This is a genomic window from Ruegeria sp. CDSA089 (assembly GCF_059612205.1).
In genome coordinates, this window is record NZ_JBXWQD010000006.1 from 325,760 (window position 1) to 337,307 (window position 11,548).

The window sequence follows — 11,548 nt, forward strand, 5'->3', positions numbered from 1 at the left end:
TTTGAACAGAAGAAGGGAGGGGTCATGGGATTGGCCCTGACCGAGCTTACGGTCTCGCATTTTAGGTCTCATAAGCTGGCGCGTTTGTCTCTGGATGGGCGGCCGGTGGCGATCCATGGGCCGAACGGGGCCGGGAAGACCAATATTCTGGAAGCGGTGTCGTTGTTTTCGCCCGGTCGCGGCATGCGGAGGGCGAGTGCCGCTGAGATGACGCGACGACCCGAAGCGCTGGGGTGGAAGCTGTCAGGCCTGCTGAACGCACAGGGGCAAGGCTATGAGATCGAGACATGGTCCGAAGGGGGCGCTGCGCGGCAGGTTCGGATTGATGACAAGGCGGCCAGTCAGATTGATCTGGGCAAGCTGGCGCGCGTGGTCTGGCTGATCCCGTCGATGGATCGGCTGTGGATCGAAGGGGCTGAGGGGCGACGGCGGTTTCTGGATCGTATCGCGCTGAGTTTCGATCCCAGTCATGCCGAGGCCTCGCTGACCTATGAGAAATCCATGCGCGAACGCAACCGCCTGCTGAAAGAGCAGGTGCGGGATGCCCATTGGTATGCCGCGCTGGAAGGGCAGATGGCCGAGACCGGGTATCGCATCCATGCGACGCGTTTGGCGGCCTTGGAGCATTTGCGCGGGGCGCAGGAGCAAGCTGAAACCGCGTTTCCTTCGGCTGATCTGGAATTGGTGCAGTCTGAGGGTGCGATGCCGGGTACGGTTGAGGATCTGCGTGAGGCGCTGAATGAAAGCCGGTTTCGCGATCTGGCGGCGGGGCGGACCTTGGTGGGGCCGCATCGATCGGACCTGTACGGTGTCTTCGCGGCCAAGGGTGTACCGGCCAAGGATTGCTCGACCGGAGAGCAAAAGGCCCTGCTGGTCTCGCTGATCCTGTCGAATGCGCGGGCGCTGGCGGGGATGGTGGGTGCACCGCCGATTGTGCTGCTGGATGAGGTGGCCGCCCATCTGGATGCCGGGCGGCGAGCGGCGCTCTATGATGAGATTTGCGCGCTGGGTGCGCAGGCCTGGATGACGGGCACCGGGCCTGAGCTGTTTGTGGAATTGGGCGACCGGGCCCAGACGCTGGTTGTGACCGAAAGCGACGGGGCCTCGGTTGTCGCTTAGGCAGGTTCGCTGACCTTGCGTTCCCACAGGAAGCCGCGCATCACTTGATCGACCGGGGTTTGCGCCATGTGATTCATGTAGTTCGACATGGTTTTCTGAGCCAGACCCAGCACCACGTCCAGCACCGCGCGGTGCGAGTAACCTGCGTCAAAGAAGGCTTGCAGCTGTTCCTCGGTCGGGTTGCCGCGGCTTTGCATCACTTGCAGGGTGAAGGTGCGCAGTGCCTCAAGCTTGGCGGACGGCAGCGGGGTTTCGTTGCGCAGCGCCTCGGTGATTTCGTCCGAGACCTTCATCATCTTGGCGATGCCGGTATGGGCGGGCACGCAGTAGTGGCATTCGTTTTCCACGTTGATGGTCTGCCATACGACGGTTTTTTCGTCATTGTCGAAATCGGTTTGCAGAAACAGGTGGTGCAGCATCTGGTAAGCTTCCAGGTGCTGGGGGCTTTCGGCCATCACCTTGTGCAGGCCGGGCAGGCGCCCAAATGCGGCCTGCGACTTTTCCAGCAGCGGTTTGGACCCTTCGGGCGCTGTTTCGAGGTCATGAGAGGGGAAGTTTGCCATGTCAAAGCTCCTGTTTCTGGTGAAGTGAATCACATTTAGGCTTTCTTGAGTGATCGCTCAAGTATATATTTGAGCAAACGTTCAAGAATTGGTGACGGCGATGCCAAGAAAACCATCATACGACCGGGATGCGCTGATTGCGCAGGCGCGGGATATATTCTGGCGGCAGGGGTGGGCCGGCACGTCGCTGAAAGATCTAGAACACGCGCTGAACCTGAAACCTGGCAGCTTTTATGCCGCATTCGGGTCGAAGGATGCGCTTTATGCACTGACATTAGAGCGATACGCGCAGGACGGCGTAGCGCGTCTGATGGCGATGGCTGATGAGATGGGTCCGTTGCGGGCACTAAAAGCGCAACCGCATGTGGTGATCGACGCGGGTGCTGTGCCGACGCATGCCTGTATGCTGGCCAAGACCTATGCGGAATTGCAGGCCAAAGGTCATGAGTTGGCGGACAAGGCGAGTGGCCACATGGTCGAGATGAAAGAGTGTTTCGCCACGCTCTTCCGTCGTGCTCAGCAAGCCGGAGAGATCGGGCCGGATCACGACCCGGATCGGCTGGCTGCACGGTATCAGTCGGACATTCTGGGCCTGCGATTGTCCGCCGAACGCAACGATGTGAATGCCGCAGAAATCGCCGCAGATATCGCGTCGGATTTGGACCGGCTTTGATCGGCCGAAAACGGCAGAGAAAACCACAAAATCTTGGGGGAGCGCGTGACATTCCCCACCAGAAAACGTATAAGTTACCAAAATAATATAGGTACTAACGGCATGTCCGACGACGCACAGGCACCACAGGAATACGGCGCTGATTCCATTAAAGTTCTCAAAGGCTTAGAAGCTGTTCGCAAACGTCCCGGTATGTATATCGGGGATACGGATGATGGCTCGGGTCTGCACCATATGGTGTATGAGGTCGTCGACAACGGAATTGATGAGGCGCTGGCCGGTCACGCCGACCATGTAACCGTAAAAATCCACGCCGATTCCAGTGTTTCAGTCAGCGACAATGGGCGCGGGATTCCGGTGGATATTCACCCCGAAGAGGGTGTGTCCGCCGCTGAGGTCATCATGACCCAACTGCACGCGGGCGGTAAGTTTGACAGCAACTCGTACAAGGTGTCGGGCGGTCTGCACGGCGTGGGTGTCTCGGTGGTGAACGCCCTTTCCGATTGGCTAGAGCTGCGCGTCTGGCGCAACGGCAAGGAACATGTGGCGCGCTTTGAAGGTGGCGAGACAGCAGAGCATCTGAAAGTGGTTCAGGAGTGTGGTGAACGGACCGGGACCGAAGTGCGGTTTCTGGCCTCGACCGATACATTCTCGAACCTCGAATATTCGTTCGATACGTTAGAAAAGCGCTTGCGTGAGCTGGCCTTCCTGAACTCGGGCGTGCGGATCATCCTGATCGACGAGCGCCCCGCCGAACGGCTGGAAACCGAGCTGTTCTATGAGGGCGGTGTTAAAGAATTCGTCAAATACCTCGACCGGTCCAAGACACCAGCGATGCCTGAGCCGATCTATATCAAGGGTGAACGCGACGACATCGGCGTGGAAATCGCCATGTGGTGGAATGACAGCTATCACGAGACGGTCCTGCCTTTCACCAACAACATCCCTCAGCGGGACGGCGGCACGCATGTGGCCGGGTTCCGGGGTGCTTTGACCCGGACGATCAACAATTACGCGCAGTCCAGCGGGATCGCGAAGAAGGAAAAGGTCAGCTTCACCGGCGATGACGCGCGCGAAGGTCTGACCTGCGTGTTGTCGGTTAAAGTACCTGATCCGAAATTCTCATCCCAGACCAAGGACAAGCTGGTGTCGTCCGAGGTGCGCCCAGCGGTCGAAGGCTTGATGAACGAAAAGCTGGCCGAGTGGTTCGAAGAGAACCCGAATGAGGCCAAGGGGATCGTCGGCAAGATCATCGAGGCCGCTTTAGCCCGTGAAGCCGCCCGCAAAGCCCGCGAACTGACCCGCCGCAAGACGGCGATGGATGTGAACTATTTGGCCGGTAAGCTGAAGGACTGTTCCGAGAAAGATCCGTCTAAGACTGAAGTTTTCCTCGTCGAGGGTGACTCGGCCGGTGGTTCCGCCCAGACGGGTCGGGACCGTCTCACTCAGGCCGTACTGCCGTTGCGTGGTAAGATCCTGAACGTCGAGCGCGCGCGGTTTGACCGGATGTTGTCATCTCAGGAAATTGGTAACCTCGTGATGGCGCTGGGCACCGGCATTGGTCGGGACGAGTTCAACATCGAAAAGCTGCGCTACCACAAGATCGTCATCATGACGGATGCCGATGTGGACGGCGCGCATATTCGGACTCTGCTGTTGACCTTCTTCTACCGGCAAATGCCAGAGCTTATCGAAGGTGGATACCTTTATATCGCGCAGCCACCGCTCTATAAGGTTTCGCGTGGTAAATCAGAGGTTTACCTGAAGGATCAGGCGGCTCTGGATGACTACCTGATCAATCAAGGGGTCGAGGGCGCGGTGCTGAAGCTGGGCTCGGGCGAGGAAATCATCGGGCAGGACCTGACTCGCGTGGTCGATGAAGCGCGTCAGTTGAAACGTGTTTTGGACGCCTTCCCAACCCACTACCCGCGTCACATTCTGGAACAGGCTGCGGTGGCAGGTGCCTTTGTGCCCGGTGCGGTCGATGCCGACCTGCAAGGCGTCGCGGACAAGGTGGCCGCTCGTCTGGACCTGATCGCGCTGGAATATGAACGCGGCTGGCAGGGCCGGATCACACAGGATCACGGCATTCGTCTGGCCCGCATCCTGCGCGGCGTCGAGGAGGTCCGTACACTGGACGGCCCCATGCTGCGGTCTGGTGAGGCACGCAAAACCGGCAGCTTCACGCAAAGCCTGCAAGAGGTCTACAACACCCCCGCCACCCTGATCCGCCGCGACCGGACGCAGGCCATCCACGGCCCGCTGGACCTGTTGCGCGCCATTCTGGAAGAAGGCGAAAAGGGCCTGTCTCTGCAGCGCTACAAGGGTCTGGGCGAAATGAACCCTGATCAGCTGTGGGAAACCACGCTGGACCCAGATGCACGTACACTGTTGCAGGTCCGCGTGGATGACATGGTCGAGGCGGATGACCTGTTCACCAAACTAATGGGCGATGTAGTCGAACCGCGCCGAGAATTCATCCAGCAAAATGCACTAAGCGTGGAAAATCTGGATTTCTAGGGATTTTGTAGGTGCGCCCATAGCTTTGCATTTCGCCCAAAGAGTTACATTTTTAGCCCAAAACTTTGGGCGCATTAACCTTCAACTTTCTTGGTTCGAGGCTCCATATCTTCGGGTCTCATTCTTTGCTTGTTTCGCGCCATCGCCGTATTGCCGGGGAAGGTTTTCGGATGGCCGCTTCCAGCCCGAAGCGGACCTTCGCAACCAAGCTTTGCTAACTCCGAAATACACAACGAAACGGCCAGTTGCAGAGGTTGTATCGGCGGTGGCAACCAACCATTCATGTCGTCGACTAACCTGTTCAACGTCGCACTACAACTTCTCCGAACTGATCCCACGAGGACCTAATCTTCGAAGCGTTCATTTGGCTCGACCACATTTACTTGCTTCGGAACTTGGTCGGTGTCATTCCGGTCTGACCTCGGAAAAAGCGAGTGAAATGGGACTTGTCAGAATAGCCGAGCATCAGTCCGATCTCTGCAATTGTCATCTGGTTTTGTTTGAGGTGCTCCTTGGCGACATCGATACGCAGCCGTTTGATTTCGCGCGGTAACGTTGTGCCTTGTTGATGAAGCGCTTTCAGGAACCGTTCCGGCTGTATTCCCAGCAACTCGGCCACCATCTCCGGCCCCAAATCGGGTTCATCCAGTTTGCCGCGCAACACAGAGCGCAAAGCAGCCACCACAGTTACTTCTTCATCTTGTCGCGGTGAGGCCATCGGCTTGGCAGAGCCGTCAGAGACATGGTGCAAAAACAACCATTCCACAGGAAAACTAATTTGCATTCCGGGATCGGTTCCAAGGCCAACCTCGATCCCTTTGTAGTCGATAGGCAGCCCATTGATGTATCTGCTTTCCCATCGCACACGGGAAGAGTCCCAGGACTCTCCGACGACGGTCTGCAATAGGCGTACATAGATTGCGGCACCAAAACCGGTCACCTGAATGGGTGGGACGGTTGGTTCCTGTTGCCTCTCGATACGATAAGTCGCTTTGTCTGCTTCAATGACAAGGCTGTGCCGCACAGAATTGGACTCCTGCGGCACGAGCTCAACAAAGCGGGTAAAAAACTCGAACAGCGTTTTTGTAGATTGCAAGGCTTGAGCGAAGGGCGGCCACTCTTGCAGGTCAAACGCTTCCCCTACATTCAGTCCTAGGTATCGATCCCCTGATACTTCTGAGAAAGCATTTACCAAGCCGTAAACCAACTCGGAGTGAACGAACACGGATGGGTTAGTCATCAGTTCAGCTTTCAAGCCGACCTGATCCAATGCTGGTTGCGGATTGATCTTACGTTCGGTGAGATATTGCAGAAAGGGAGCGGCTAAAGAGAGGCGAACAAAGCCCTCGCTTTGCTCTCGGGAGGTGGAGTTGAAAGGCAAGCTCATAACCCTTGTTGGATTAGCTTTAAGAAGTGGCCATTTTTGCAGTCACATTCGTACATCTTAATTCAAAAGGGGCAACCGAGCCAATGAATTCCAGACTATAGTTGGCAAAACATGAATATGAAGGGAGTACTTATGTCCGGCTTACGAATGTCTCTTTGCTCGACGGCAATTGTCGCGGCAGTTCTTTCTTTTTCGGCGACCGCGCAGGCTCAGGATCAAGAAGAACCCCAAACGCTGTTTACCAACGTGCATGTCTTCGACGGTGTGAATGAGCAACGCATTGAAAATGCCAGTGTTCTGGTCGAGGGCAATCTGATCAAGTCCGTCTCAACCGATGCCATTGATGCGCCGAGCGCGACGGTTATCGACGGCGGTGGGCGCACTCTGACACCGGGCTTTATAGAGAATCACGCGCACCTGATGCTCATGGGGCCATCGATTGCCGAGATGGAAACCAACTCGACCTGGGAGGATTTCGCCATCCACGGGACCCGGATGGCCGAAATGTACCTGATGCAGGGCTTCACGACCGTTCGCGATGCCGGGGGCGCTGGGGGCGGGCTGCGGCGCGCAATTGACGCCGGCCAGATCGTCGGCCCCCGCTTTTATCCTTCCGGGGCATTTCTCGGAACACGTGGTGGTCACGCCGATTTCGCATCCTTCACATCTCCGCCGGGTGGGGTGACCAACTTTGGGACTCTGAATATGGCCCAACAGGTCAACGGTGTTGACGAAATTTACATGTATGGCCGCAACAACCTGCGCATGGGTGCCACGCAATTGAAGTTCATGCAATCAGGTGGGGTGATTTCGGCATTCGATCCATGGCAGTTGCTCGCCGGTTCGAAAGAAGAGATCGAGGCCGCTGTTCAGGTTGCCAACGAGTACGGCACCTATGTCATGGCACATTCCTACCGCAAAGAAGCGATCATCAATGCCCTGAATGCAGGGGTCAGAACCATTGAACACGGATTTCACTTTGACTGCGAGATTTCTGCTTTGATGAAAGAAAAAGGAGCGTACATCACGACGAACATCACAGCATTTGATCCAGGCCTACTTGATGTTCCTTCCGTGAAAAACAACCCTAACAGTTTGAGGAAAGCCAAATCGGCCTCGGCGACCTTCGAAGCCTATATTCCCAGCATGAAGGAATGCCCGGCGCCGCGCGGGTTCCAAACCGATTGCGTGGGCTCAGTCGAGGCGTGCAACATCCAGATCGCCTACGAGAAACATCTGAATAACCATTTCTTCGGCCCCTATGCGTCGATGGTAACCCTAACTTCGGTAGGTGGCGAGATCGCGGCACTTAGCGGTGATTTCATGAACCCCTATCCGGAAGGCAAACTGGGTGTGATCGAAGAAGGTGCCTATGCCGACATCCTGCTGATAGACGGCAACCCCCTCGAAGACTTCTCTGTCGTCGGAACGGGTGATCAGTGGTTTGGTGCGGACCCGAGGCCGGACAGCCCGGAAACAATCCGCCTGATCATGAAGGACGGTGTGATCTACAAAAACACACTGGATTGACCAGATAAAGCAGCCGGAGAGCATTCATGCGAAATTGGTTTTGCTCCGCAGTATTCGCAGGGTTGGTTTTGTGCGGTTATGATGCTGCGGCGACGCCTGGAACCGCGTTGGACTGGGCAGACCTGCTAGATCCGTCTGCGCAGGTCTTTGATGACCCCTATCGTGATCTCAGCCCTGAACAGTTCGACGATGTTCTTTTCGTTGTGCGTATACGCGGCAGGTTGCAGCAGGAGGTTGGCAGCGCCGAAGAACGGCAGAAATGGCAATTGCTTTTAGCAGAGACCGAAGACGCCTTGGTGTCAGACGGAATTGACGTCGACTGGTTACTCGATCAGCGCGAGGTTGTGACTGAACGTCGAAGAAAGGCTGGAACGAGCGGAAACCCGCAATTCGACGGCCGAACAATCACACTCGCGGGCTTTGCCATTCCTGCTCCGAGCGATCCGGACGGCCGGCCTGTGGCGTATTTGGTGCCAGAAAGAGGGATGTGCAGCCACATGCCTCCACCTCCGCCTAACCAGATGATCCGTGTGCGGTTGAACGGGGACTGGGCGCCTAGCTATTTCCACGAACCCGTTCGGCTGACAGGCACGCTGACTATCGATCCTTCCGTTCATAATATGATGGTTGTGGATGGCCTCATGCCTATGAATGCGACTTTCCAGCTAGAGGCGGAACGTGTCGAAACTCTGGAAACCGAGGCAGACAGGTTGGAATGGAAGCAGCGTGCTGCTGATCGCATGCGCGCGGCAGGAAATCGCAAGACCGGTGGGGCACAGGCGTCAAAATGATAAGACTTCTGGTTGCCGCATTGAGCATTGCATTTGCTGGCGCAGCGTCGGCTCAGGGACTATCCGGGCCATCTTCAGTCGAAGCCGATCTTGCGCCCGGAGACGGGCTCACCGATCCGCAATATCGTTCCGATTTTCCACGCAACATCGCACCGGGTTGGTTTCAGTGGAAAGACCGACTGGCTGAGGGTGGTTTTCGGTTCAACATTGATTACCTGGCATTGGGCCAAACCACGGATGCTGATCTGGGAACCGGCGAAGCAGCCAGCGGAATTGCGCGGTTCTACGGCAGTTGGCAGGCAACTGAACGGGGGTCTCTGACATTCAAGATCGAAGACAGGCACAGTTATACTGACGTTGCTCCGCAATTTCTCGGGCTGGATGGCGGAGCCCTTTCAATCACGGGAACAGCCTTCAATGACAACGGTTTGCTTCTGACCAATTTGTTCTGGACCCAAAGGGCTGAGAATGGGTCGTGGGCGCTGCAAGTCGGCCAGATTGATGTAACGGACTTTGTGGATATCTACGGGTTGGTAAGCCCCTACAGTGGTTTTCAAAACCTGTCTTTCAATACCAACCCGACAATCAACACGCCCAACCAAGGCCTTGGTATTGCCGGTGGGGTAAAGCTGAGCGAGAACCTCTACGCCGTTGCCAGCGTATCAGACGCAAACGCCGACCCGTCCGATCCAAACTTTGATGTGTTTAGCGACGGCAATCTCTTCAAGTCGCTCGAACTTGGGTACACGTCCGGCTTTGATCGCATCTACTTCGACAATATCCATCTGACCCTCTGGCATGCGGATGCGGCTGACGATGGCAGTCGAGCAGAAGATTACGGCGCAGCGTTTTCCGCCGCATGGTTTGTTGACAATAAATGGATGCCGTTCTTCCGTGCAGGGGCCTCGAAGGGAACCGCAGCGCTTTATGAACGGTCGATTTCTGCCGGTCTCGGTTACTATGGTCGCAACACCGATTTGGCCGGTCTGGGCCTAAACTGGGCCGAGGCAAGAGGCATAGACGGTGACCAGTTCACGCTTGAAGCTTTCTACCGCTTTTCAATCTCACCCGGACTGCAGATCACGCCATCGGTACAATTCATTTCCGACCCGCTTCTAAATCCCGATCAGGACCGGATTACCCTGTTCGGTCTAAGAACCCGGATCGTTTTCTAATGCGGGGTGAAGGCAGTCACTAAGGGGTGTGCCAAAGGGCAACTAAGAGAGATCAAGCGCGTGCCGGAATTTTCAACGCCGGTCGAATGAAGTTGGGAAGCAAAGGAACAATCTATGAAGATTGCATACGGAATTCTTGCAGCCTTAGCAGTTGTGTTTTTCATCCTTGGAGGCAGCGATGCCCATGCCAAAGACAACAAGGGTAAAAAGCCGAACAAGGGGGGCAAGAACGGTGATGTCAGCATTCAGATAGAAGACAAACCCGGCAAAGGCCCAAAAGCTGTACCACCTGGACAGATCAAGCGCTACACGCGCGGTGCCAAGCTCCCATCTGACCTGGAGTTCGAGGATATTGGGGACCTTTCCAAATGGAAGCTTGGGGAGCCGGGCAAAGGAAACCGCTACATTCTGGTCGATGACGAAGTCCTCGAAGTTACGAATGACCTGTCTACCGTGGTCGATGCCGTCGGCATCGTCGGTGATCTTCTAAATTAGGCGAAAGTACGATGTTTCAGAGCAAGAACTACCTCGTTTGCCCTGACGCTGGCCGGGGCGATCATTTGTGAACCCCGGCCCAAGTTCAAAACCCGGATCCGAGGCGCTACGATGATAAAGGCCCTTCTTGTTCTTTTTGCGCTTGCTACCTTTTCGTCAGCACGCGCCCTACTCGCTCAGGAAAACGGTGCAACTGAAGTCCCGCAAACAATACGCTTTGAGGGCTATGTATAGCCCAGTCGCGAAGCAGAACTGTCGCCTTTGGTGGACAATGTGGTCAACCGGACTTTGCAAAGTCTGCTTTCTGCGCATTGCAGACCTTCGCGCACGGCATAACACCCAACATTAGAGAGTGCATCATCCCAGAACTTTTAGATCTTTTGGTGCGAGCCGACTTTTCTCCGGCAATGTCCCAAATTTAATTCCTTCGATTTCGAGTTTGTCTCGTATCGCTACAAGTTCACCCAGTTTGTACTCAGATTGCTCAGGAACAACGTATAGTACTTGAGGAACCTTTCTCAAAAGAAGTGCTGCTCTTGCCAGTTGGTCAATCAAGTAGCCAGGATCAATTCTATTCCTCGGGCCTTTGATCTCAATCGCCGCAAAAGGCTCCGAGCCTTTGTATACGATTAAGTCTGTGGCAAGAGGCTCGAACGTTCTGCCTTCTCGAACAGTCAAATTTTCCACATTGAAGATGTCACTAGTGTTCTGTTTGAAAAGCATTTTTGCGTTTACTTCGAAGTCTCGGGCTCTTCGCTGGCCGCCAAAACCACCTCTAGCAATCACGACCGCAGGCTTCTCCGCCAATCGAACTTCATCAAGAATAGACTTAGTTTCCGCCTGAGATAACTCCCCTGAAAGAACGGCATCAGCTATCTCTTTGGATTTCCTAGGGTCATACCGATCTATCCTTGAAAGCAAAATAACTTGCATCATGGCCAGCCAGTCGGGCTTTGATTCAAAAAGATCGGGTCGGTTCTGTTCTAACCATTTCGCCGCGGACATCGGATTGCGAAGGCTTGCAGGCTTTGTGCCTCTAATAGCGGCAACGCTTTGGAGTGCATCGTCCGGAAACGCGTACCCGCAGGCTTGGCTGTCTTGGACAACGCGATTCAGCCACGCTCCGAGGGCAATCCAGTTTTCAGTTTTGGCCAAATCTTGAAATTCGTCTTCAGTCATCATCGGTCGCAATCATTTTATTCGCATCGAGCCCATTGCCAATGCGAATGGATGCATGTATAGAGCCCGTATGAGGATAGATCGACACGCACCCCCGACGGCCCGACGCGTTCACA

General features: G+C 55.4%; 10 protein-coding genes. 7 read left to right on the plus strand and 3 right to left on the minus strand.

Annotated features, from left to right (window positions below; translation table 11 throughout):
- The first annotated feature begins 24 nt into the window (after window positions 1-24).
- Window positions 25-1,119, plus strand: a complete 1,095-nt coding sequence (gene recF / locus AC2FJ6_RS16105; RefSeq protein ID WP_170770908.1) for a DNA replication/repair protein RecF — start codon at window positions 25-27, stop codon at window positions 1,117-1,119.
- Here the strand turns inward: recF and AC2FJ6_RS16110 are convergent.
- Window positions 1,116-1,682 (minus strand): carboxymuconolactone decarboxylase family protein, encoded by a 567-nt coding sequence (locus tag AC2FJ6_RS16110; protein WP_170770906.1) that lies wholly within the window; start codon window positions 1,680-1,682, stop codon window positions 1,116-1,118. The genes recF and AC2FJ6_RS16110 overlap by 4 nt on opposite strands.
- 100 nt (window positions 1,683-1,782) lie before the next feature.
- Here AC2FJ6_RS16110 and AC2FJ6_RS16115 point away from each other — a divergent pair, with 100 nt between their 5' ends.
- Together AC2FJ6_RS16115 and gyrB are read left to right on the plus strand one after the other, a co-directional pair.
- Window positions 1,783-2,355 carry a TetR/AcrR family transcriptional regulator gene (locus tag AC2FJ6_RS16115; protein ID WP_170770904.1) on the plus strand — a complete coding sequence of 191 codons (573 nt, stop codon included), beginning with the start codon at window positions 1,783-1,785 and terminating at the stop codon, window positions 2,353-2,355.
- 102 nt (window positions 2,356-2,457) lie between these two features.
- Window positions 2,458-4,875, plus strand: a complete 2,418-nt coding sequence (gene gyrB / locus AC2FJ6_RS16120; RefSeq protein WP_170770902.1) for a DNA topoisomerase (ATP-hydrolyzing) subunit B — start codon at window positions 2,458-2,460, stop codon at window positions 4,873-4,875.
- Between the two features lie 379 nt (window positions 4,876-5,254).
- On the opposite strand, the gene AC2FJ6_RS16125 is transcribed toward gyrB, so the two are convergent.
- On the minus strand, window positions 5,255-6,262 hold the full coding sequence (locus AC2FJ6_RS16125) for an AraC family transcriptional regulator (protein WP_496669498.1): 1,008 nt from the start codon (window positions 6,260-6,262) through the stop codon (window positions 5,255-5,257).
- Window positions 6,263-6,394: 132 nt separating this feature from the next.
- Between AC2FJ6_RS16125 and AC2FJ6_RS16130 the strand changes: the two genes are divergently transcribed.
- From AC2FJ6_RS16130 to AC2FJ6_RS16145, 4 genes are all read left to right on the plus strand, one after another.
- Complete coding sequence (locus AC2FJ6_RS16130) at window positions 6,395-7,792, plus strand: amidohydrolase family protein (protein ID WP_170337131.1); 1,398 nt, start codon at window positions 6,395-6,397, stop codon at window positions 7,790-7,792.
- 26 nt (window positions 7,793-7,818) lie between these two features.
- Window positions 7,819-8,583, plus strand: a complete 765-nt coding sequence (locus AC2FJ6_RS16135) for a DUF3299 domain-containing protein (RefSeq protein ID WP_496669500.1) — start codon at window positions 7,819-7,821, stop codon at window positions 8,581-8,583.
- Complete coding sequence (locus tag AC2FJ6_RS16140) at window positions 8,580-9,758, plus strand: carbohydrate porin (protein WP_170337128.1); 1,179 nt, start codon at window positions 8,580-8,582, stop codon at window positions 9,756-9,758. The genes AC2FJ6_RS16135 and AC2FJ6_RS16140 overlap by 4 nt, the downstream gene beginning before the upstream one ends.
- A 114-nt stretch (window positions 9,759-9,872) precedes the next feature.
- On the plus strand, window positions 9,873-10,253 hold the full coding sequence (locus AC2FJ6_RS16145; protein WP_170337130.1) for a hypothetical protein: 381 nt from the start codon (window positions 9,873-9,875) through the stop codon (window positions 10,251-10,253).
- A 357-nt stretch (window positions 10,254-10,610) separates the two neighbouring features.
- Here AC2FJ6_RS16145 and AC2FJ6_RS16150 read toward each other — a convergent pair whose 3' ends face one another.
- Window positions 10,611-11,435, minus strand: coding sequence for a hypothetical protein (locus AC2FJ6_RS16150; RefSeq protein ID WP_170408651.1), 825 nt, complete (start codon window positions 11,433-11,435; stop codon window positions 10,611-10,613).
- Window positions 11,436-11,548 lie beyond the last annotated feature (113 nt).

Bases quoted from the DNA above. Each gene is read 5' to 3' on its own strand.
- AC2FJ6_RS16115 (WP_170770904.1), top strand. From the start codon at position 1,783: ATGCCAAGAAAACCATCATACGACCGGGATGCGCTGATTGCGCAGGCG.
- AC2FJ6_RS16135 (WP_496669500.1), top strand. From the start codon at position 7,819: ATGCGAAATTGGTTTTGCTCCGCAGTATTCGCAGGGTTGGTTTTGTGC.
- AC2FJ6_RS16140 (WP_170337128.1), top strand. From the start codon at position 8,580: ATGATAAGACTTCTGGTTGCCGCATTGAGCATTGCATTTGCTGGCGCA.
- gyrB (WP_170770902.1), top strand. From the start codon at position 2,458: ATGTCCGACGACGCACAGGCACCACAGGAATACGGCGCTGATTCCATT.
- AC2FJ6_RS16125 (WP_496669498.1), bottom strand. From the start codon at position 6,262: ATGAGCTTGCCTTTCAACTCCACCTCCCGAGAGCAAAGCGAGGGCTTT.
- AC2FJ6_RS16110 (WP_170770906.1), bottom strand. From the start codon at position 1,682: ATGGCAAACTTCCCCTCTCATGACCTCGAAACAGCGCCCGAAGGGTCC.
- recF (WP_170770908.1), top strand. From the start codon at position 25: ATGGGATTGGCCCTGACCGAGCTTACGGTCTCGCATTTTAGGTCTCAT.
- AC2FJ6_RS16150 (WP_170408651.1), bottom strand. From the start codon at position 11,435: ATGATGACTGAAGACGAATTTCAAGATTTGGCCAAAACTGAAAACTGG.
- AC2FJ6_RS16145 (WP_170337130.1), top strand. From the start codon at position 9,873: ATGAAGATTGCATACGGAATTCTTGCAGCCTTAGCAGTTGTGTTTTTC.
- AC2FJ6_RS16130 (WP_170337131.1), top strand. From the start codon at position 6,395: ATGTCCGGCTTACGAATGTCTCTTTGCTCGACGGCAATTGTCGCGGCA.